The following is a 21,330-nucleotide window of genomic DNA, read 5'->3' as shown; positions in this document are numbered from 1 at the left end:
ATCCGGGCCGTGTACGACGGCGACATCGCATCCGTGCTCATCAGCGAGCAGCAGATCAAGGACAAGGTCACCGAGCTGGCCAAGCAGGTCGACGAGGACTACCAGCAGGCTGCCGGGGACCTCTTGCTGGTGGGTGTGCTCAAGGGTGCGGTCATGTTCATGACCGATTTCGCGCGGGCCTTGCCGCAGCCCGCGCAGCTGGAGTTCATGGCGGTCAGCTCGTACGGCTCGTCGACCTCCTCCTCCGGTGTGGTGCGCATCCTCAAGGACCTGGACCGCGACATCGCCGACCGGCACGTGCTCATCGTCGAGGACATCATCGACTCGGGCCTGACGCTGTCCTGGCTGCTGAAGAACCTCAGCTCGCGCAACCCGGCCTCGCTGGAGGTGTGCACGCTGCTGCGCAAGCCGGACGCGGTGCAGGTCGAGGTGCCGGTGAAGTACGTCGGCTTCGACATCCCGAACGAGTTCGTGGTCGGCTACGGCCTGGACTACGCCGAGCGGTACCGTGATCTGCCCTACATCGGCACGCTGGACCCCAAGGTCTACACCTCGGGCGTCTGAGGTGCCCCGGGCGGTGTCCGGTTCGACCCTCCAGCCCCATGGCGGCGGGCCGACCGGATACGCTGGTCGCCCTGTGCCGGGCTCGGCGTGGTCGGGCCCGCACGTCGGCCGGTACGCTGGTCTGAAGGGGTTGACGGCGACGATGAAGTGTGTCTGCCGAACAGCCGTCGCCCGAAGTGACAGTCAGGGAGGGTCGAGGCCGCCCGTCGGCCGCAAGTGAATGGACCGAAAGCGCCTGCTCCGGAATCCGCTGCTGTGGATCCTCGTCGCATTTCTGCTGATCATGTCCTTCAACGTGCTCTTCGACGAGACGCGCGCGTACCGCGAGGTCTCCACGTCGCAGGCACTCGAGCAGATCGCTCAGGGCAAGGTCAAAGAAGCGACCATCGAGGACAAGGAGCAGCGGGTCCGCCTGACCCTGAACGACGGCCAGAGCTTCGACGGCAGCAACCAGCTGATCGCGCAGTACCCGGCGGGGGCCACCGACCAGGTGGTCGACGAGATCCGCAACGCCCACGTGCCGACCTGGAACACCAAGGTCTCCCAGGACTCGTTCTGGGTGCAGATGCTGTTCTACCTGGTGCCCATCGGTCTGCTCGTGCTGCTGCTGATGTGGATGATGAACAACGTCCAGGGCGGCGGCAACCGCGTCCTGAACTTCGGCAAGTCCAAGGCCAAGCAGCTGACCAAGGACATGCCCAAGACGTTGTTCGCCGACGTCGCGGGCGCCGACGAGGCCGTCGAGGAGCTGCACGAGATCAAGGACTTCCTGCAGAACCCCGGCCGCTACCAGGCGCTCGGGGCGAAGATCCCCAAGGGCGTGCTGCTCTACGGCCCACCCGGCACCGGCAAGACGCTGCTGGCGCGCGCGGTCGCCGGTGAGGCCGGGGTGCCGTTCTACTCGATCTCCGGTTCCGACTTCGTCGAGATGTTCGTCGGTGTCGGCGCCTCCCGCGTGCGCGATCTGTTCGAGCAGGCCAAGCAGAACGCGCCGTGCATCATCTTCGTCGACGAGATCGACGCGGTCGGCCGCCAGCGCGGCGCCGGCCTCGGCGGCGGGCACGACGAGCGGGAGCAGACCCTCAACCAGCTGCTGGTCGAGATGGACGGCTTCGACTCCCGCGGCGGCATCATCCTCATCGCCGCCACCAACCGCCCGGACATCCTCGACCCGGCGCTGCTGCGCCCGGGCCGCTTCGACCGGCAGATCCCGGTGTCCGCGCCCGACCTGCGCGGCCGCCGCGCGATCCTGGGCGTGCACTCCAAGGGCAAGCCGCTGGCCCAGGACGTCGACCTGGAGAGCCTGGCCAAGCGCACCGTCGGCTTCTCCGGCGCCGACCTGGAGAACGTGATCAACGAGGCCGCGCTGCTCACCGCGCGCGAGAACGGCCAGCTGATCACCGCCGCGGCGCTGGAGGAGGCGGTCGACCGGGTGGTCGGCGGCCCGCGCCGGAAGAGCAAGATCATCTCGGAGCGGGACAAGAAGATCACCGCCTACCACGAGGGCGGCCACGCCCTCGCCGCGTGGGCGATGCCCGACCTGGAGCCGGTCTACAAGCTCACGATCCTGCCGCGCGGCCGCACCGGCGGGCACGCGCTCGTCGTCCCCGAGGACGACAAGGACATGATGACCCGCTCGGAGATGATCGCCCGGCTGGTGTTCGCGCTGGGCGGTCGCTCCGCCGAGGAGCTGGTCTTCCACGAGCCGACCACCGGCGCCTCCAGCGACATCGAGCAGGCCACCAAGATCGCCCGCGCGATGGTCACCGAGTACGGCATGACCGCCCGCCTCGGCGCGGTCAAGTACGGCAAGGAGGAGGGCGACCCGTTCCTCGGTCGCACCGCCGGCCAGCAGCCGAACTACTCGCTGGAGGTCGCGCACGAGATCGACGAGGAGGTGCGGCGCCTCATCGAGGCCGCGCACACCGAGGCGTGGGAGGTGCTCAACACCTACCGCGACGTGCTCGACGACCTCGTGCTGGAGCTCATCGAGAAGGAGACGCTGAACCGCAAGGACCTGGAGCGGATCTTCGCCCGCGTGGAGAAGCGGCCCAGGATCACCGCGTTCAACGACTTCGGTGGGCGCACGCCGTCGGACAAGCCGCCGATCAAGACCCCCGGTGAGCTGGCCAAGGAGCGCGGCGAGCCGTGGCCCCCGGTCAAGGAGGAGCCGACCCCGACGCCGACCCCGGTGGCCAACCAGAACGGCGCTGCGCCGGGCTACGGCCAGCAGGAGCCGGCCGGCGCCGGTGCCGGCCAGGGCACGGTGCAGATCCAGCAGCCGCAGCAGCAGCCCGGCCAGTACGGCCAGTCCAGCCAGGCGCCGCAGGCGGTGCCGCCGAACTACGGCGCCCCGCCCGGCTGGACCCCGGCGACCACGCCGTCGGGCTCCTCGCAGTACTCCGGCGGCCAGTACAACTGGACGCCGTCCTGGGAGCGCGGCCCGCAGCAGGCCGAGCACCCGACGACGCCGGAGCACGGCGAGCAGCAGTCCGAGGACCGGCCGGAGGGCCCGGACTCCGCGCAGGACAACGGCAGCGGCAACCAGAGCCGCTGATGCTGGTTCGCCGCAGGGCGACCCAGCCAGTGGAGGAACGACGAATTGACCAGTCCGGTCGACGAGCCGATCGGGGCGGGAGTCGACGCCCGCCCCGACGGCTCTCCCCACGTGCCCCAGTTCGACCAGGAGCGCGCCGAGAACGCGGTGCGGGAGCTCCTGCTCGCCGCCGGTGAGGACCCGGAGCGCGAAGGCCTGCGGGACACCCCGGCGCGCGTCGCCCGCGCCTACCGCGAGCTGTTCGCCGGGCTCTACACCAACCCGGACGAGGTCCTGGACAAGACCTTCGACGAGGCCCACGAGGAGCTCGTCCTGGTCCGCGACATCCCGGTGTACTCGCAGTGCGAGCACCACCTGCTGCCGTTCCACGGCATCGCGCACGTCGGCTACATCCCGAACGAGCAGGGCCGGGTGACCGGCCTGTCCAAGCTCGCGCGGCTGGTCGACCTGTACGCCCGGCGGCCGCAGGTGCAGGAGCGGCTGACCTCGCAGGTCGCCGACGCCCTGGTGCGCCGGCTGGAGCCGCGCGGGGTGATCGTGGTGATCGAGGCCGAGCACCTGTGCATGGGCATGCGCGGGGTGCGCAAGGCCGGGTCCACCACCACGACGTCGGCCGTGCGCGGCCTGTTCCGCAGCTCGGCGTCCTCGCGCGCCGAGGCGTTGTCGCTGATCAGGGGACGCTGATGCACCCGCGGTTGCCGAACCCGCCGCGCTGCGCGGTGATGGGCGTGCTGAACGTGACGCCGGACTCGTTCTCCGACGGCGGGCGCTACCTGGACCGCGACGCGGCCATCGCGCACGGCGTGGAGATGCACCGGATGGGCGCGGACATCATCGACGTCGGCGGGGAGTCGACCCGGCCGGGCGCGGACCGCGTCGACGCCGGCACCGAGATCGCCCGGGTGCTGCCCGTGGTCCGCGAGCTCGTCGCGGCGGGCGTGCCGGTCAGCGTGGACACCACCCGCGCGAAGGTCGCCGCGGCCACCGCGGAGGCCGGGGCGGCGGTGATCAACGACGTGTCCGGCGGGCTGGCCGACCCGGACATGGTGCACGTGGCCGCCGACACCGGGCTGCCGTGGGTGCTGATGCACTGGCGCGGTCACAGCAAGGACATGAACAGCCTCGCCACGTACTCCGACGTGGTGGCGGAGGTGCGCGACGAGCTGCTGCGGCAGGTCGACGTGGCGCTGCGGGCCGGGGTCGCGGAGGACGCCGTCGTGCTGGACCCGGGGCTGGGCTTCGCCAAGACCGGGCGGCACGACTGGCAGCTGCTGCAACGGCTGGACGTCTTCGTCGACCTGGGCTTCCCGGTGCTGGTCGGCGCCTCGCGCAAGCGCTTCCTCGGCCGGCTGCTGGCCGACGGCGAGGGCGACCCGCGCCCGCCCGCCGGGCGCGAGACGGCCACCGCGGTGGTCTCGGCGCTGGCCGCCGACCGCGGGGCGTGGGGAGTCCGGGTGCACGACGTGCGGCGGTCGTTGGACGCCGTCGCGGTCACCGCGGCGTGGCGCAGCGGAGGGGAGTTCGGTGGCTGACCGGATCACGCTGACCGGCCTGAAGGTGCGCGGCCACCACGGCGTCTTCGACCACGAGAAGCGCGACGGCCAGGACTTCCTCGTCGACATCACCGTCTGGATCGACCTCGGCGAGGCCGCGACCAGCGACGACCTGGCCAAGACCCTGCACTACGGGGAGCTGGCCGAGCGCGCGGCGGCGATCGTGGCCGGGCCGCCGAAGGACCTCATCGAGGCCGTGGCGGGCGAGATCGCCGACGACGTGATGACCGACGAGCGGGTGCACGCCGCCGAGGTCACCATCCACAAGCCGAACGCGCCGATCCCGCTGGAGTTCGCGGACGTGGCGGTGACCATCCGCCGGTCCCGCCGCGGTGGCCGCGGCAAGGCGGTCCCGGCGTAGGTCGCAAGTGGCAGCCCCCGTCGTGGGGCCGGGCTGAGGAGGCGAGATGAGCAGGGCGGTGCTGTCGCTGGGGTCCAACCTCGGGGACCGGCTCGGCCACCTCCGGCTCGCCGTGTCCGGGTTCGCCGACGTGCTGGTCGCGGCGTCGCCGGTGTACGAGACCGCACCGTGGGGCGTCACCGACCAGCCGGACTTCCTCAACGCGGTGATCGTCGTCGAGTCCCCGGACGTGGACGCGTGGGGCTGGCTGCGCCGCGGGCAGCGGCTGGAGCAGCAGGCGGAGCGGGTGCGCGAGCAGCGCTGGGGCCCGCGCACCCTGGACGTCGACGTGGTCACCGTGGACGACGTCCGCAGCGAGGACCCGGAGCTGCTGCTCCCGCACCCGGGCACGCCGAGCCGGGCGACGGTGCTCGTCCCGTGGCTGGCCATCGACCCCGACGCCGAGCTCCCCGGCCACGGCCGGGTGGCCGACCTCCTGGAGGCCCTGCCCCCGGCCGACATCGCCGACGTCCACCTCCGCCCCGACCTCACCCTCACCTGACCCCGCGGTCGTGAGCGCGAAAACCGGTCCCAACCGGCCTCCGCACTCACGACCACCCCCGACCCGCTCACCGCAGTCGTGAGTGGGGAGGCCGGTTCCAGCCGGTTTCTGCACTCACGACCGGATCGGACCCGCTCAGCGTGGTTGTGAGTGCGAATGCCGGTTCTGGGCGGTTTCTGCACTCACGACCGGTCCCTGACCTGGTCACCGGGGTCGTGAGTGGGGAGGCCGGTTCCAGCCGGTTTTCGCACTCACGACCGGTCCCCGGGCCGTTCAGTGGGGTCGTGCGTGGAGGAGCCGGTTGTGGGCGGTTTCTGCGCTCACGAGTGGGTGGAGGCGCGGAGGGCTTCGGCGAGCCAGCGGGCCGACTCGGTGGTGACCGGGTGCCGCGGCCAGTCGTTCATGATCGCCAGCAGTTCCCAGTAGCGGGACATCCGCTCGTCGGTCCCCTCGGCGTAGTGGTCGGCCATCTCGCGGCGGAACTCCGGCGAGTCCGGCCGCCCCCACTCCTCGCCGGCCAGCGCCATCACCCGGTCCGCCAGGGCGGCGCCCTCGGGGCCGTCCGGCGCCAGACCCGACTCGGCAGCGCTCTTCGCCTCGTCGGTGATCGCCCACCACTTCGGCGCGGTCTCCGGGCCGACCATCTGCTCACCGGCCTCGCGGCGCCGCGCGTGCTCCTCGTACAGCGCCCGCACCGCGCGGCGGAAGTCCTGGTCCTGCACCAGTTCGGCGAGCTCGATCCAGGCCTGCAGCTGCTCGGTGCTCGGGTCGTCGGGCAGGTTCGGCTTCGCCGAGCGCATCCACTCGGTGAAGCCCGGGGTCACCGCCAGGTCCGCGCTGACCTCGTCCCAGAACTCGTCGATGAGCCGGTTGCGCTCCTCGTCGGACATCGTCGCCAGTTCCTGCATCAGTCTCACCTCTTCGGTCGAACGGTCGGCCTTCACGACCGCCCGCAGCACGGCTCGCCGGGTGCGCAGCACGCGCATCTGCTGCTCCAGCAGCTCCAGGTGGGTGCCGGCCAGCTGCGCGAGCGTCATCTCGCGGGCCAGCACCCGCTTGACCTCGTCCAGCCCGGCCCCCAGCTCCCGGAGCGTGCGCACCAGTTCCAGGCGGCTGACCGCCGTGACGTCGTACAAGCGGTACCCGGCCGCGGTGCGGTCGGTGGGCGGCACCACGCCGGTGTCGGAGTAGAACCGGATCGTCTTCACGCTCAGGCCCGTGCGGCGGGCCAGTTCGCCGATCGTGTAGCGGGTGTCGTCCACGTCGACCACCTTCGACCTTCCCGTCGGGGGAGACTCAAGACCCGCGTGCGGCGCGCCCGGAACTCGCCGCCGCGAACCCGGGTGCGATCCTGGACCTGTGGCACCGCGACAAGCAGAGCACCTCTCCTTCACCAAGCCCCGCCAGCTGATCACCGGTGGCGTGGCCGCGGCGGTCGTGGTCTTCCTGCTGGTCCGGGTCAGCTACGGTGACCTGCCGCAGCTGCCGCTGCTGGCCGGGGCGACGCTGCTGCTCATCGCGGTCGTGGACCTGGTCCTCGCGCTCCTCGTGCGCCCGCGGGTGAAGCGCAAGCCGGGCACCGAGCCGCTGGACGGGCCGACGGCGGCGCGCGCGGTCGCGCTGGCCAAGGCCTCGTCGATGGCGGGCGCGATCATGGCCGGGGTGTGGATCGGCCTCGGCGCCTACCTGCTGCCGATCGCGGGGACCGTGCTCGCGGCGCAGTCCGACATCACCGCGTCGGTGATCGGGTTGGTCAGCGCGGCGGCGCTCATCGCGGCGGGCCTCTGGCTGGAGCACTGCCTGCGCAACCCGGACGAGCCGGACGAGCCCCGCGACGAAGACGAGAGCTGACCGCCCGATCGCGTGAGGGCTCGCTGGACCTCCTTGCGCGGCAAGCGTTTTCGGCGTCGGCCGCGCCGGAGAGCAGGCGGGGAGCGGCCGTTCGGGTGTGCGCGGTGTGGGCCACCAGGGGCAAACTGGGGTCGCGTTGCTCGCCTTCAGGTCTCGAACTGATAAACGCCCGGTACCGTGGTGGCATGTCCGACCGTGGGAGTACCGAGACCGGAACCCGCGCTGGTGGCTCGACCGCCCTGTGGGTCGGCGCGCTCGTGCTCGCCGCGGCCGCCACCGCAGTGCTGGTGGTCAGTGACGACGCCCGCCTGTTGCGGCTGGGCCTGGTCGCCGCGCTGTGGTCGGCGCTGATCGGGGCCTTCGGGGTGGCCCGGTTGCGCCACCGGGTCGCGCAGGGCGAGAAGGCCGTCGAGGACCGGAAGCGGATCTACGAGCTGGAGCTGGAGCGGGAGATCGCGGCCCGCCGCGAGTTCGAGCTGGAGGCCGAGGCCGAGGCGCGTCGGAAGGCGGCTGCGGAGACCACCGGCGAGCTGAAGCACCTGCAGGAGGAACTGCAGAAGCTGCGGTCGAGCCTGGAGCAGGTGGTCGGCGGCGACGTGCTGTTCGAGCGGGTCGCGCTGCGCGCGGAGTCCACCCGGGTGCGGTCGCTGAACGAGGGCGGCCAGAAGGTGCAGAACGTGGCGAACGCGTTCGCCCAGCCCGCGCGGGGCCGGGAGCTGTCCCCGCCCGCCGCGCAGAACACCGACCTGATGAGCCGGTTGTCCGGTGAGCAGCCGGAGCACCGCCCGAAGGCGCACCCGCGCCTCGCACCGCGGGCGGCCCAGGCGCACCCGCCGCGTCCGGCCCCCGTGCGCCGCCCGGAGGCGGTGCACCACGAACCGCCGCAGCGCGCCCCGGAACCCCCGAAGGCGACGCCGGAGCACCCGCCCGCACCCGACCCGGCGGGAGCGCACAGCGAGGGGACCTCGGTCAACGACCTGATCGCGGCCTACGGCGCTGCCCCGGACACGCCCCGCCGACGGCGGCGACGCGCCTGACGAGGTGACTGTCCGGGCGTCGCTGTCCGCACTTCAATAGGGTTTTCCCCGTGTCGAGTCCTGATCTCCAGGGGCCCGCCGCCGACCTGTCCGGCGCGCGGAGGCTCCAGACCCGGAAGCACCACGCCGTCGGTTGGCCGGTCGCCGGCCTCATCGTGCTCGGGATCTGCGGACTGGTGATGGTCGGTGTCACCACGTCGCGGGTCGGCGCGCTGCCCGCCTTCGTCGGTGCGCTCGCCGCGCTGCTGCCGGTCGGCGTGGTGTTCGCCGCGATCGTCTGGATCGACCGGTGGGAGCCGGAACCGCCGATGCTGCTGCTCGGCGCGTTCCTGTGGGGTGCGGGCGGGGCGACCGCCTGCTCGCTGCTGCTCAACGACACCGTCCTCCAGCTCGCCGACGCCGTGGCCGGCGCGGGCGACCAGAAGTTCTTCCTGACCGCGGTGATGGGCCCGCTGGTGGAGGAGGCGGCGAAGGCCCTGTTCGTGGTCGCGCTGTGGTTCAAGCGCCGGTCGGAGTTCAACGGCATGGTGGACGGCATCGTCTACGCGGCGCTGACCGCGGCGGGCTTCGCGTTCACCGAGAACATCCTGTACTTCGGCAAGGCGTTCTCGGTGGACGGCTTCGGCGGCCCGGCCGGCGGCGTGCTGGCGGTGTTCATCATGCGCGGCGTGCTGGCGCCGTTCTCGCACCCGCTGTTCAGCGCGATGTTCGGCATCGGCATCGGGATGGCCGCGCGCACCGACCACAAGCAGCGGCGGCTGGGCTACCTGCTCGGCGGCTTCGCGGCGGCGTTCCTGCTGCACGCGGTGTGGAACGCGGCGACGCTGCTGGGCGGGGCGGAGTTCCTCAACGTCTACTTCCTGATCATGGTGCCGGTCTTCCTGGGCACCTTCTGGCTGGTGGTGTGGCAGCGCAAGCGCGAGCAGCGGATCGTCATCCAGCAGCTGCCGGTGCTGGAGCGGGCCGGGCTGATCGTGCGCAGCGAGATGGAGATGCTGGCCACCCTCGCCGGCCGCAAGGGCTGGTTGCGCAAGGTCCGCCGCAGCGCCGGGTCCGAGGCGGCCAAGGCGGTGCGGGACTACCAGATCGCGGTCACCGAGCTGGCGTTCCTGCAGCACCGGGCGGCCGAGGGGCGCACCACGAGCGCGGCCCGCCGGGCCCGCCGGGAGAAGCTGATCGAGGAGCTCAAGCAGGCCCGGCGCTCGGCCGCGGGCACCCAGCAGGCGATCCAGACCGCCCGCATCAAGATCAACGAGCTGACCCGGCACAACATGAAGCGGCCGCTGCCGAAGGGCCAGCGCACCCGCGACTGACCGCGCGCGCCCCGGCGTGGGACGCTCGCGTGGCGCTCGCCACCTGGGGGCGTCGCCGGGCGGTCGGTGGGGCTACTCTCGCGTCGCTGGCCGGTACCCGGTGGTCGGGACTGGACCGGTGTGGAGGACGACGTGGCGATGTCTGCTGGTCGCACGGGCCCTCGGCTGCGCGTGGGAGTGGTCTCCGCGGGCCGGGTGGGTGCTGTGCTGGGCGCGGCGTTGCAGCGGGCTGGGCACCAGGTGGTCGCGGTCTCCGCGGTGTCCGAGGCCTCGCTGCGGCGCGCGGAGGAGCTGCTCCCCGGGGTCGCGGTGCTGCCGCCGGACGAGGTCGCCGTGCAGGCCGACCTGGTGCTGCTGGCGGTCCCGGACGACGCGATCACCGGGCTGGTCCGCGGCCTGGTCGCCACCGGGTCGTTGCGGCCCGGGCAGATCCTGGTGCACACCTCGGGCGCGCACGGCGTGTCCGCGCTGAGCCCGGCGGCCGAGAGCGGGGTGCTCCGACTGGCGCTGCACCCGGCGATGACCTTCACCGGGCGCGCCGAGGACGTCGAGCGGCTCGGCAACGCGTGCATGGCCGTCACCGCGGCCACCGAGGACGAGACCGGCTGGAGCGTGGCGGAAGCGCTGGCGCTGGAGCTCGGGATGGAGCCGGTGCGCGTGCCCGAGGAGTCCCGCCGACTCTACCACGCCGCGCTCACCCACGGCGCGAACCACCTGATCACCCTGGTCAACGAGTGCGCGGAGCTGCTGCGCGACGCCGGCGTCGCCAACGCCGACCGGGTGATGGCACCGATCCTGTCCGCCTCGCTGGACAACGCGCTGCGCTTCGGCGACCGCGCGATCACCGGCCCGGTGATGCGCGGCGACGCCGGCACGGTCCGCGCGCACCTCGCCGCCCTGCGCGAGGCCGGACCGGGCGTCGTCCCCGGGTACCGGGAACTGGCCAGGCGCACGGCCGACCGGGCCGAGCGCACGGGCGTCCTGCGCGCCGACGGCGCCGCGGAGGTCCGCCGAGCACTGGAGGAAGAGCCGTCGTGACCACGGCGCAGGACACGGGAGTCGTGATGAACCGACCCTTCCAGCGCGGTGCCCTGACCGTGCACCGCGAGCCCGCCGAGCTGGCGCGGGTGACCCGCGCGCTGCGGGCCACCGGGCGCACGGTCCACCTGGTGCCCACCATGGGCGCGCTGCACCGCGGTCACCTGGAGCTGATCAAGCGCGCCCGCCGCGACGTCAACGCCGTGGTGGTCGTGTCGATCTTCGTCAACCCGCTGCAGTTCGGGCCGGACGAGGACTTCGACCGCTACCCGCGCAGCTTCGAGTCGGACCTCGAGCTGTGCCGGGAGGCCGGGGTGGAGCTGGTCTTCGCGCCGTCGGTCGAGCAGATGTACGGCGACGACCCGCAGGTCACCGTCCACGCCGGACCGCTCGGCGACGAGCTCGAGGGCGCCGCCCGGCCGGGCCACTTCGACGGCGTGCTCACCGTGGTGCTCAAGCTGCTCAACATCGTGCGCCCGGACCTGGCGTTCTTCGGCGAGAAGGACTACCAGCAGCTGGTGCTGATCCGGCGCATGGCCCGCGACCTCGACCTGGACGCGCGCATCCAGGGCATCCCCACCATCCGGGAGGCCGACGGGCTGGCGCTGTCCTCGCGCAACGCCTACCTCAGCGACGAGCAGCGCCGCGCCGCGCTGGCGCTCTCGGCGGCCCTGGCCGCCGGGACGCACGCCGGGGCGGGCGGCGCCGACGCGGTGCTGGCGGCGGCGCGCGAGGTGCTGGCCACCGAACCGTCGGTGGAGGTCGACTACCTGGAGCTGCGGGACCCCGAGCTCGGGCCGGCACCGGCCGCGGGCGAGGCGCGGCTGCTGGTGGCGGCGCGGGTGGGCACGACCCGGCTGATCGACAACGCCAAGGTGCTGCTCGCCGGCCCTGAGCAGCGCTGATCGGGCCAACCGCGCGGGTGCTGCGGGGAGCCGCCGCGGCATCGCGGAAGATACGTCGGAGGAGCTGCGGTACCAGCAGGAGGAGGTCTGCGATGTTCCGCACCATGCTGAAGTCCAAGATCCACCGCGCCACGGTGACCCAGGCGGACCTGCACTACGTCGGGTCGGTGACGGTGGACGCCGACCTGATGGACGCAGCGGACCTGCTCGAGGGCGAACAGGTGGCGATCGTGGACGTCACCAACGGCGCCCGCCTGGAGACCTACGTGATCACCGGCGAGCGCGGCTCCGGCGTGATCGGCGTCAACGGCGCCGCGGCGCACCTCGTCCAGCCCGGTGACACCGTGATCCTGCTGTCCTACGGCGTGATGGACGAGCTGGAGGCGCGGTCGGTGCGCCCGAAGGTGGTCTTCGTGGACGCCGAGAACAAGGTCGTGGAGGCCGGTGACCAGCCGGGCGTCGCGCCGGAGGGGTCGGGGCTGACCAGCGCCGCGGTCATCGCGGGCACGCCCGCCGAGACCGACGACGCGGCGAAGCTCGACGCCCTGCTGCAGCAGCCCGAGCACTGAGCGGAAGGACGGACTGGAACGGTGCTGCTGGCCATCGACGTCGGGAACACCAACATCGTGCTGGGCCTCTACGACGACGAGTCGGACAGCCCCGACGTCGCCGCGACCCTGCTGCACGACTGGCGGATGCGGACCGAGCCGCGGATGACCGCCGACGAGATGGCGCTGACCATGCGCGGGCTGCTCGGCGAGCACGCCGACCGGATCACCGGCATCTCGGCGCTGTCCACGGTGCCGGCGCTGCTGCGCGAGCTGCGCGTCATGCTCGGCCGGTACTGGGCCGACGTGCCGCGCGTGGTGGTCGAGCCGGGCGTGCGGACCGGGGTCCCGCTGCTGGTGGACAACCCGAAGGAGGTCGGGGCGGACCGGGTGATCAACACGCTCGCCGCCCACCACCTGCACGTCACGAACTGCGTGGTGGTCGACTTCGGCACCTCCACCAACATCGACGTGATCTCGGCGAAGGGCGAGTTCCTGGGCGGGGCGTTCGCGCCCGGCATCGAGATCTCGCTGGACGCGCTGGCCGCTCGCGCCGCGCAGCTGCGCAAGGTGGAGCTGGTCCGCCCGCGCTCGGTGATCGGCAAGAACACCGTGGAGTGCCTGCAGTCCGGCATCCTGTTCGGCTTCGCCGGGCAGGTGGACGGGTTGGTCCGCCGCATCGTGTCGGAGCTGGAGGCCACCCACGGCGGCCCCACCACGGTGCTGGCCACCGGCGGCCTGGCTCCCCTGGTGGTGACGGAGTCGACGACGATCACCCACCACGTCCCCGACCTCACCCTGCTGGGCCTCCGCCTGGTCTACGACCGCAACTTCAAGGCCGCCTGAGCCGACCGGGAGCGGACCGCCGCGCGGGGAGAGCCCTGCTCATCCCGTGACCGGAGCCGAACCGTACCCTTGGTTCCCGTGACTGAGGACCGTTCCAATCCCCCGGCAACCAGCGATGACGGCGTCGACGACCTGCCGGAGCAGATGCGGGTCCGGCGGGAGAAGCGGGAGCGCCTGCTCGAGGCCGGAGTCGACCCGTACCCGGTGACCCTGCCGATCACCCACAGCCTCGCCGAGGTCCGCGCCGCCCACGAGGGGCTGGAGCCGGACACCGCCACCGGTGAGCACGTCGGCGTGGCCGGACGCGTGATGTTCCTGCGCAACACCGGCAAGCTCTGCTTCGCCACGCTGCGCGCGGGCGACGGCACCGAGCTCCAGGCGATGCTCAGCCTCAAGCAGGTCGGCGAGGACGCGCTGGCCAGTTGGAAGAGCGACGTCGACCTCGGTGACCACGTCTTCGTGCACGGTGAGGTGATCACCTCCCGCCGCGGCGAGCTGTCCGTGATGGCCGACGAGTGGCGGATGGCGGCCAAGGCGCTGCGCCCGCTGCCGGTCATGCACAAGGAGCTCGGCGAGGAGATGCGCGTCCGGCAGCGCTACGTCGACCTCATCGTGCGCAAGCAGGCCGCGCAGACGGTGCGCACCCGGGCCGCGGTGCAGCGGTCGCTGCGGGGTTCGTTCGAGCGGCGCGGCTTCATCGAGGTGGAGACCCCGATGCTGCAGACGCTGCAGGGCGGGGCCGCGGCGCGACCGTTCGTGACGCATTCGAACGCCTTCGACATCGATCTGTTCCTGCGCATCGCGCCGGAGTTGTACCTCAAGCGCTGCGTGGTCGGCGGGATCGAGAAGGTTTTCGAGATCAACAGGAACTTCCGCAACGAGGGGAGTGATTCTTCCCACTCCCCGGAGTTCGCCATGTTGGAGTTCTACCAGGCCTACGCCGATTACAACGACATGGCCGAGCTGACCAGGACGTTGATCCAGGAGGCGGCCGAGAACGTCACCGGCTCGCAGGTCGTGACCTGGTTCGACGGAACCGAGTACGACCTGTCCGGCGAGTGGACGACCATCCGGATGTACGAGTCGCTGTCCGAAGCGCTCGATTCGGAGATCACCCCGGAAACGCCGGTGGACGTGCTGCGCAAGCACGCCGACTCGCGCGGATTGCAGGTGGATCCGGCGCACGGGCACGGAAAGCTCGTCGAGGAGCTGTGGGAGCACTTGGTCGGGGACCATTTGACCGAGCCGACCTTCGTGCGCGATTTCCCGGTGGAGACCTCGCCGCTGACCCGGCAGCACCGCGAGCAGCCGGGCCTGGCGGAGAAGTGGGACCTCTACATCCGCGGCTTCGAGCTGGCCACCGGCTACTCGGAGCTGGTGGACCCGGTGGTGGAGCGCGCCCGGCTGGAGCAGCAGGCGGCGCTCGGGGCGGCCGGGGACGACGAGGCCATGCCCATCGACGAGGACTTCCTGCGTGCGCTCGAGTACGGAATGCCGCCCACCGGCGGGGTCGGAATGGGTATCGACCGGTTGTTGATGGCGTTGACCGGTCTCGGTATCCGGGAGACGATCCTGTTCCCGCTGGTCCGGCCCGAATGACCCGATCAGGGCGGCGCCGCCGAATTTTCCGGCCGTGGTGAGTGCATTGCCGGAGTTGCTGCGCTAACCTGAGCGCAGAATGTTTCGGTGACGGCTGTTGGAGTACTCGCGGGGGGTTCCGCTCCCAGGGTTTCGGTGCTGTCCCGTTCTGGCAGATTCTTGCTCTCCGGGGAGGACTTCGAAGATGGCGCAGAAGGTCACTGTCACCCTTGTCGACGATCTGGACGGCGGCCAGGCGGACGAAACCGTCGAGTTCGGATTGGACGGCGTCTCGTACCAGATCGACCTCTCCGCCGAGAATGCGAACGAGTTGCGGGAAGCGCTGGCCAACTACGTCTCCCACGCCCGCCGGGCGGGCGGGCGGAAGAAGCCGGGGCCGCGTCCGGGCTCGGGTGGTGGCCGTTCCGGCGGCGGCTCCACGAGCGCCGATCGGGAACAGAACCAGGCCATTCGGGAATGGGCGCGCAAGCGCGGCCTGAAGGTGTCGGACCGCGGGCGGATCCCGGCCGACATCGTGGAGCAGTACCACAAGGCGAAGAACTGAACGAGGCGTCTCGTTCGACGTCGGCGGAGCGTCCCTGACGGACGCGCCGGTCGGCTGCGCGGGGGCGTCCGCCCGGCTGGGTGCCGGGCGGACGCCCCTCGTCGTCTCCGGTGCTGTCCGGAGTGTGATGCTGACCATCGCGCCCCGCTCTGGGCTGTCTGCTTAGGTCGTCCTAACCTAAGTACGGTTTCGATCGGGTGAACCGGCAGAGGGAGTGGGACGTGAGTGGCAGCCTGGCCGTCGACGGTCCACGCGCACCCGACCAGGCCGCCACCGGGGGGTCCCGGCTGCGCGCGCGCCGCCGCCGACGGCTCGTCGGCATCGCCGTCCTGCTGGTCGTGCTGCTGGTCAGCTGCGTGCTCAGCGTCGTGGTGGGCGCCAAGACCATCCCGCTGGCCGAGGTGTGGCACGGGCTTGTCGCCCCGAGCGGCAGCGAGAACGACCTGATCGTCCGCGAGCTGCGGCTGCCGCGCACCGTCGTCGGCGTGCTGGCCGGGGCGGGGCTCGGCCTGGCCGGGGCGCTGATGCAGGGCCACACCCGCAACCCCATCGCCGACCCCGGCATCCTCGGCATCACCCAGGGCGCGGCGCTGGCCGTCGTCCTGGCCATCTACACCTTCGGCGTCACGACGCTGCTCGGCTACATCTGGTTCGGCTTCGCCGGGGCGGTGCTGGGCGCGCTCGCGGTGTTCGCCATCGGGTCCCTCGGCCGCGGCGGCCCGACCCCGGTGACCCTGGCGCTGGCCGGCACCGCGATCAGCTTCCTGCTGCAGGCCATCACCTCGGCGCTCGTGCTCACCGACCAGCAGACGATGGACGCCTACCGGTTCTGGAAGGTCGGCTCGGTCGCGGTCACCGACCCCGCGGTGATCCCGCAGGTGCTGCCGTTCGTGCTGGTCGGGATCGTGCTGGCGCTGACCAACGCCAGCGGGCTCAACGCGCTGTCGCTGGGCGAGGACGTGGCCCGCTCGCTGGGCCACCGGGTGGAGTGGTCGCGGCGGGCCGGCATCGCCGCGATCGCGGTCCTGGTGGGCAGCGCGGTCGCGATCTGCGGGCCGATCGGCTTCGTGGGGCTGGTGGTGCCGCACGTGGCGCGGTTCTTCACCGGCGCCGACCACCGGTGGCTGCTGCCGTTCTCCGGGCTGCTCGGCGCGTCGCTGGTGCTGCTGGCCGACGTGCTCGGGCGCCTCGTGGCGCGGCCGTCCGAGGTGCAGGTCGGGGTGATGCTGGCGATGGTCGGCGCCCCGTTCTTCATCGCGCTCGTGCGCCGCAGGAAGTTGGTGCGGTTGTGACCCAGGTGCTGCGAGGGGAGGTCGCCGGGCGGCGACCGGCGCGGCTCGGCCCGTTCTCCGGGGTGCTGCGCCTGCGCCCACTGCTGGCGCTGCTCGGCGGCCTGGCGCTGCTGCTGGCCGTCTTCGTGGCCGACGTCGGCCTCGGCGAGTACCCGATCAGCCCGGAGGAGGTGCTGCAGACGCTCGTCGGCGCCGGTGACCGGGCGCAGCAGGTCATCGTCTGGGAGCTGCGGATGCCCCGGTCGCTGACCGCGCTGCTGGTCGGCGCCGCGCTCGGCCTGTCCGGCGCGATCACGCAGACCCTCGCGCGCAACCCGTTGGCCAGCCCGGACATGCTCGGCATCACCTGGGGCGCGGGCACCGCGGCGACCACGGTGATCGTGCTCGGCGGCACCGCGGGCAGCCTGGCCGGTGCCCTGGCCGACGTGGGCCTGCCGATCGTCGCGCTGCTGGGCGGGCTGCTCACCGGGGTCGCGGTCTACGCCCTGGCCCACCAGGGCGGGGTGGACTCCTACCGGTTGGTGCTGGTCGGCGTCGGGGTCAGCGCCCTGGCCGGCAACGCCACCTACTGGCTGCTCACCGTCGGCGACGTCAACGAGGCGGGCCGGGCGCTGGTGTGGTTGACCGGCAGCCTCAACGCGCGCGGCTGGGAGCACGTGGTCCCCACCGCCGTCGCGCTCTGCGTGCTGGTGCCGCTGACCCTCGTGGGCTCGCACGTGCTCGGGGCGCTCCAGTTCGACGACGACACGGTGCGCGGGCTCGGCGTGCGCGTCGACCTGTCCCGTGCCCTGCTGCTGCTGGCCGCGGTGGTGCTGGCGTCCATCGCGACCGCGGCGGCTGGACCGATCCAGTTCGTCGCGCTGGCCACCCCGCAGATCGCGCTGCGGCTGGCGCGCGCCTGGCGCCCGCCGCTGGTCGCGTCCATGGTGTTCGGGGCCGCGTTGGTGGTCGGCGCGGACGTCATCTCGCGCACCGCGTTCGGCGGCCTGGAGCTGCCCGTCGGCATCGTCACCGCGGTGCTCGGCGCCCCGTACCTGATCTACCTGCTCGTCCGTCGGTACCGGGAGGTCCGCGCATGACCGCGTCCGCCACGTCCAGCGAGAAGGCCGGGGCCACCGCCTCCCGGCAGCGGCTGCACGCCAGCGACCTCACGCTGGCCTACGGCGACCGCGTGATCGCCGACGGCCTGGACTTCGACGTCGTCGACGGCACGATCACCGCGGTGATCGGCCCGAACGGCTGCGGCAAGTCCACCCTGCTGCGCGCCCTCGGGCGCCTGCTGCAGCCGCAGCGCGGCAGCGTGCTGCTGGACGGCAAGCAGATCCACAAGATGCCCACCCGGGAGGTCGCCAAGGTGCTCGGCCTGCTGCCGCAGTCGCCGGTGGCGCCCGAGGGCCTCACCGTGGCCGACCTGGTCGCGCGCGGCAGGCACCCGCACCAGGCCTGGTACCGGCAGTGGTCCTCCGACGACGAGGCCGCGGTCGCCGAGGCGCTGGCGATGACCGGCATCGCCGACCTGGCCGACCGCACCCTGGACGAGCTCTCCGGCGGCCAGCGGCAGCGCGCCTGGCTGTCCATGGCGTTGGCCCAGGGCACGAACCTGCTGCTGCTGGACGAGCCGACCACCTATCTCGACCTGTCCCACCAGGTGGACGTCCTGGAGCTCATCGGGCGACTGCACGACGAGAGCGGTCGTACGGTGGTGATGGTGCTCCACGACCTCAACCTCGCGGCCCGCTACGCCGACCGCCTGGTGGCGATGAAGGACGGGGCCGTGGTCGCCGAGGGTGAACCCGCCGAGGTGCTCACCGAGCCCCTGCTGGCCGGTGTGTTCGGGCTGGAAGCGCGGGTGATTGCTGATCCCGTGGCGGGTACCCCGATGGTGGTGCCGATCGGTGGACGTGCGGTCAAGAAGGACGATCAGCGCAGCTAGCGGTCGTGTTCGCGCTCAGCGGAAAGGGCCAACCGATCGGTGCGGGTCCGGAATCCCGCAGGCCAGCGGCCCGTTGGTCTGGGTAGCCGGACAAGAATGTGGGCAGCAGGCCGTAGCGGGCACGGACCGCGACCGGGTGGGGCTACTACAGTGGTCCCCAAGAGTGCTGAACCCGTCGTGGGCATCGGCGAAGCAGGAGCCGTGTCCCGCCAACGAGACCGCCGGCGCAGCAGTCAGGGAGTGCGAATGTTCGAGAGGTTCACCGACCGCGCGAGGCGGGTGGTCGTCCTGGCCCAGGAAGAGGCCCGGATGCTCAACCACAACTACATCGGCACCGAGCACATTCTCCTGGGCTTGATCCACGAGGGTGAGGGTGTCGCCGCCAAGGCGCTGGAGTCGCTGGGTATCGCGCTTGAGGGCGTGCGCCAACAGGTCGAGGAGATCATCGGCCAGGGGCAGCAGGCTCCGAGCGGGCACATCCCGTTCACCCCGCGGGCCAAGAAGGTGCTGGAGCTGTCGCTGCGGGAGGCGCTGCAGCTCGGCCACAACTACATCGGCACCGAGCACATCCTGCTCGGCTTGATCCGCGAGGGCGAGGGTGTGGCCGCCCAGGTGCTGGTCAAGCTCGGCGCGGACCTCAACCGGGTGCGCCAGCAGGTCCTGCAGCTGCTGTCCGGCTACCAGGGCAAGGAGCCGGCGGAGGCCGGTGGCCGCGGCGAGGGCACCCCGTCGTCGTCGCTGGTGCTGGACCAGTTCGGCCGCAACCTGACGCAGAGCGCGCGCGAGGGCAAGCTCGACCCGGTCATCGGCCGGGAGAAGGAGATCGAGCGGATCATGCAGGTCCTCTCGCGGCGCACCAAGAACAACCCGGTGCTCATCGGCGAGGCGGGCGTCGGCAAGACGGCCGTGGTGGAGGGCCTGGCCCAGAAGGTCGTCAAGGGCGAGGTGCCCGAGACGCTGAAGGACAAGCAGCTCTACACCCTGGACCTGGGCTCGCTGGTCGCGGGCTCCCGCTACCGCGGTGACTTCGAGGAACGCCTGAAGAAGGTCCTCAAGGAGATCAAGACCCGCGGCGACATCATCCTGTTCATCGACGAGATCCACACCCTGGTCGGTGCGGGTGCCGCCGAGGGCGCGATCGACGCGGCGAGCATCCTCAAGCCGATGCTGGCCCGCGGCGAGCTGCAGACCATCGGCGCCACGACGCTCGAGGAGTACCGCAAGTACGTCGAGAAGGACCCGGCCCTGGAGCGCCGGTTCCAGCCGATCCAGGTCGGTGAGCCGTCGCTGGAGCACACCGTCGAGATCCTCAAGGGCCTGCGGGACCGCTACGAGGCGCACCACCGCGTGTCCATCACCGACTCCGCGCTGGTGGCCGCGGCGAGCCTGGCCGACCGCTACATCAACGACCGCTTCCTGCCGGACAAGGCGATCGACCTCATCGACGAGGCCGGGGCCCGGATGCGCATCCGCCGCATGACCGCGCCGCCGGACCTGCGCGAGTTCGACGAGAAGATCGCCGAGGTCCGCCGCGAGAAGGAGTCCGCGATCGACGCGCAGGACTTCGAGCGGGCCGCCCGCCTGCGGGACGAGGAGAAGCAGCTCCTCGGCCAGAAGGAGGAGCGGGAGAAGCAGTGGAAGGCCGGTGACCTCGACGTGGTCGCCGAGGTCGACGACGAGCAGATCGCCGAGGTGCTGGCGAACTGGACCGGCATCCCGGTCTTCAAGCTCACCGAGGAGGAGACCACCCGGCTGCTCCGCATGGAGGAGGAGCTGCACAAGCGGATCATCGGCCAGGAGGACGCGGTCAAGGCCGTCTCCCAGGCGATCCGCCGCACGCGTGCGGGCCTGAAGGACCCGAAGCGCCCGTCCGGTTCGTTCATCTTCGCCGGCCCGTCCGGTGTCGGGAAGACCGAGCTGTCCAAGGCGCTGGCGGAGTTCCTGTTCGGCGACGACGACGCGCTCGTGCAGATCGACATGGGTGAGTTCCACGACCGCTACACCGCCTCGCGGCTGTTCGGTGCCCCGCCCGGGTACGTCGGCTACGAGGAGGGCGGCCAGCTCACCGAGAAGGTCCGCCGGAAGCCGTTCTCCGTGGTCCTGTTCGACGAGATCGAGAAGGCCCACCAGGAGATCTACAACACGCTGCTGCAGGTGTTGGAGGACGGTCGTCTCACCGACGGCCAGGGCCGCACGGTGGACTTCAAGAACACGGTGCTGATCTTCACCTCGAACCTCGGCACGCAGGACATCTCCAAGGCCGTGGGGCTGGGCTTCTCCAGTGGCCAGGGGGCTGAGTCCAACTACGAGCGGATGAAGTCCAAGGTCCACGAGGAGATGAAGAAGCACTTCCGACCCGAGTTCCTCAACCGGATCGACGACGTCATCGTCTTCCACCAGCTCACCGAGGCCGAGATCATCCAGATGGTCGACCTGCTGTCGACCCGGGTGGAGAAGGCCCTCAAGGGCAAGGACATGGCCCTGGAGCTCACCGACAAGGCGAAGAAGCTGCTGGCCAAGCGCGGGTTCGACCCGGTGCTGGGTGCGCGGCCGCTGCGCCGGACGATCCAGCGGGAGATCGAAGACAAGCTGTCCGAGAAGATCCTGTTCGGCGAGCTCCAGCCGGGCCAGATCGTGATCGTGGACGTCGAGGGCTGGGACGGCGAAGGCCCGGACGACAAGGCGCACTTCACGTTCCGCGGCGAGACCAAGCCGTCGCTGGTCCCGGACGCCCCGCCGGTCGGTGTCTCGGCGAGCTCCGACGACAAGCAGGAGGGCGGGGACTCCGAGTCCTGACCCGATCCGCGCGAAGGCCCCGCTCCTCCGGGAGCGGGGCCTTCCGCGTGTC

At 71.6% G+C, this 21,330-nt stretch carries 20 protein-coding genes; 19 read left to right on the top strand and 1 reads right to left on the bottom strand.

Translation table 11 applies throughout. The annotated features are described in order from the left end of the window. Nucleotides 1-9 precede the first annotated feature (9 nt). From hpt to folK, 6 genes are all read left to right on the top strand, one after another. Entirely contained in the window at nucleotides 10-564 is a 555-nt protein-coding gene (hpt, locus tag HNR68_RS01760) for a hypoxanthine phosphoribosyltransferase (protein WP_179716964.1), read from the top strand. Nucleotides 565-784: 220 nt separating this feature from the next. Continuing rightward, the gene (ftsH, locus tag HNR68_RS01755) at nucleotides 785-3,121 is read left to right on the top strand and encodes an ATP-dependent zinc metalloprotease FtsH (RefSeq protein WP_179716962.1); all 2,337 of its coding nucleotides are present in this window, start codon (nucleotides 785-787) and stop codon (nucleotides 3,119-3,121) included. 69 nt (nucleotides 3,122-3,190) lie between these two features. After that, entirely contained in the window at nucleotides 3,191-3,805 is a 615-nt protein-coding gene (folE, locus tag HNR68_RS01750; RefSeq protein ID WP_343050437.1) for a GTP cyclohydrolase I FolE, read from the top strand. Beyond that, entirely contained in the window at nucleotides 3,805-4,653 is an 849-nt protein-coding gene (gene folP, locus HNR68_RS01745) for a dihydropteroate synthase (RefSeq protein WP_179716958.1), read from the top strand. The genes folE and folP overlap by 1 nt, the downstream gene beginning before the upstream one ends. Next, a complete protein-coding gene (gene folB, locus HNR68_RS01740) occupies nucleotides 4,646-5,035 on the top strand; it encodes a dihydroneopterin aldolase (protein WP_179716956.1) in 390 nt (129 codons plus the stop codon). The genes folP and folB overlap by 8 nt, the downstream gene beginning before the upstream one ends. Nucleotides 5,036-5,081: 46 nt before the next feature. Further along, nucleotides 5,082-5,576 (top strand): 2-amino-4-hydroxy-6-hydroxymethyldihydropteridine diphosphokinase, encoded by a 495-nt coding sequence (gene folK, locus HNR68_RS01735; protein WP_179716954.1) that lies wholly within the window; start codon nucleotides 5,082-5,084, stop codon nucleotides 5,574-5,576. A 320-nt stretch (nucleotides 5,577-5,896) separates the two neighbouring features. On the opposite strand, the gene HNR68_RS01730 is transcribed toward folK, so the two are convergent. Then, the gene (locus tag HNR68_RS01730; RefSeq protein WP_179716952.1) at nucleotides 5,897-6,838 is read right to left on the bottom strand and encodes a MerR family transcriptional regulator; all 942 of its coding nucleotides are present in this window, start codon (nucleotides 6,836-6,838) and stop codon (nucleotides 5,897-5,899) included. A 97-nt stretch (nucleotides 6,839-6,935) separates the two neighbouring features. Between HNR68_RS01730 and HNR68_RS01725 the strand changes: the two genes are divergently transcribed. The 13 genes from HNR68_RS01725 to HNR68_RS01665 all read left to right on the top strand — a co-directional run bounded on the left by HNR68_RS01725 (nucleotide 6,936) and on the right by HNR68_RS01665 (nucleotide 21,278). Further along, nucleotides 6,936-7,427, top strand: a complete 492-nt coding sequence (locus HNR68_RS01725) for a DUF3180 family protein (RefSeq protein ID WP_179716950.1) — start codon at nucleotides 6,936-6,938, stop codon at nucleotides 7,425-7,427. 185 nt (nucleotides 7,428-7,612) lie between these two features. Then, nucleotides 7,613-8,464 carry a DUF6779 domain-containing protein gene (locus tag HNR68_RS01720; RefSeq protein WP_179716948.1) on the top strand — a complete coding sequence of 284 codons (852 nt, stop codon included), beginning with the start codon at nucleotides 7,613-7,615 and terminating at the stop codon, nucleotides 8,462-8,464. 50 nt (nucleotides 8,465-8,514) lie between these two features. Continuing rightward, nucleotides 8,515-9,777 (top strand): PrsW family glutamic-type intramembrane protease, encoded by a 1,263-nt coding sequence (locus tag HNR68_RS01715; RefSeq protein ID WP_179716946.1) that lies wholly within the window; start codon nucleotides 8,515-8,517, stop codon nucleotides 9,775-9,777. A gap of 138 nt (nucleotides 9,778-9,915) precedes the next feature. After that, nucleotides 9,916-10,815: a Rossmann-like and DUF2520 domain-containing protein gene (locus tag HNR68_RS01710; RefSeq protein WP_179716944.1), complete on the top strand. Its 900-nt coding sequence runs from the start codon at nucleotides 9,916-9,918 to the stop codon at nucleotides 10,813-10,815. Nucleotides 10,816-10,841: 26 nt separating this feature from the next. Next, the gene (gene panC, locus HNR68_RS01705) at nucleotides 10,842-11,720 is read left to right on the top strand and encodes a pantoate--beta-alanine ligase (protein WP_179716942.1); all 879 of its coding nucleotides are present in this window, start codon (nucleotides 10,842-10,844) and stop codon (nucleotides 11,718-11,720) included. Between the two features lie 92 nt (nucleotides 11,721-11,812). Then, nucleotides 11,813-12,289, top strand: coding sequence for an aspartate 1-decarboxylase (gene panD / locus HNR68_RS01700; RefSeq protein ID WP_179716940.1), 477 nt, complete (start codon nucleotides 11,813-11,815; stop codon nucleotides 12,287-12,289). A 21-nt stretch (nucleotides 12,290-12,310) separates the two neighbouring features. Then, on the top strand, nucleotides 12,311-13,114 hold the full coding sequence (locus HNR68_RS01695; RefSeq protein WP_179716938.1) for a type III pantothenate kinase: 804 nt from the start codon (nucleotides 12,311-12,313) through the stop codon (nucleotides 13,112-13,114). Nucleotides 13,115-13,258: 144 nt separating this feature from the next. Further along, nucleotides 13,259-14,713 carry a lysine--tRNA ligase gene (gene lysS, locus HNR68_RS01690; RefSeq protein ID WP_246330579.1) on the top strand — a complete coding sequence of 485 codons (1,455 nt, stop codon included), beginning with the start codon at nucleotides 13,259-13,261 and terminating at the stop codon, nucleotides 14,711-14,713. 184 nt (nucleotides 14,714-14,897) lie between these two features. Then, the gene (locus HNR68_RS01685) at nucleotides 14,898-15,257 is read left to right on the top strand and encodes a histone-like nucleoid-structuring protein Lsr2 (RefSeq protein ID WP_179716934.1); all 360 of its coding nucleotides are present in this window, start codon (nucleotides 14,898-14,900) and stop codon (nucleotides 15,255-15,257) included. A 221-nt stretch (nucleotides 15,258-15,478) separates the two neighbouring features. Beyond that, the gene (locus HNR68_RS01680) at nucleotides 15,479-16,549 is read left to right on the top strand and encodes an iron chelate uptake ABC transporter family permease subunit (RefSeq protein ID WP_179716932.1); all 1,071 of its coding nucleotides are present in this window, start codon (nucleotides 15,479-15,481) and stop codon (nucleotides 16,547-16,549) included. Next, nucleotides 16,546-17,628, top strand: coding sequence for an iron chelate uptake ABC transporter family permease subunit (locus HNR68_RS01675; protein ID WP_179716930.1), 1,083 nt, complete (start codon nucleotides 16,546-16,548; stop codon nucleotides 17,626-17,628). Before HNR68_RS01680 ends, HNR68_RS01675 begins: the two co-directional genes overlap by 4 nt. Then, complete coding sequence (locus tag HNR68_RS01670; protein ID WP_179716928.1) at nucleotides 17,625-18,482, top strand: ABC transporter ATP-binding protein; 858 nt, start codon at nucleotides 17,625-17,627, stop codon at nucleotides 18,480-18,482. Before HNR68_RS01675 ends, HNR68_RS01670 begins: the two co-directional genes overlap by 4 nt. 246 nt (nucleotides 18,483-18,728) lie before the next feature. Then, nucleotides 18,729-21,278, top strand: a complete 2,550-nt coding sequence (locus HNR68_RS01665) for an ATP-dependent Clp protease ATP-binding subunit (protein WP_179716926.1) — start codon at nucleotides 18,729-18,731, stop codon at nucleotides 21,276-21,278. The last annotated feature ends 52 nt before the right edge of the window (nucleotides 21,279-21,330 follow it).

It is taken from the genome of Saccharopolyspora hordei (assembly GCF_013410345.1).
Classification (GTDB): domain Bacteria; phylum Actinomycetota; class Actinomycetes; order Mycobacteriales; family Pseudonocardiaceae; genus Saccharopolyspora; species Saccharopolyspora hordei.
This window is presented reverse-complemented; position numbering and strand designations above follow the sequence as displayed.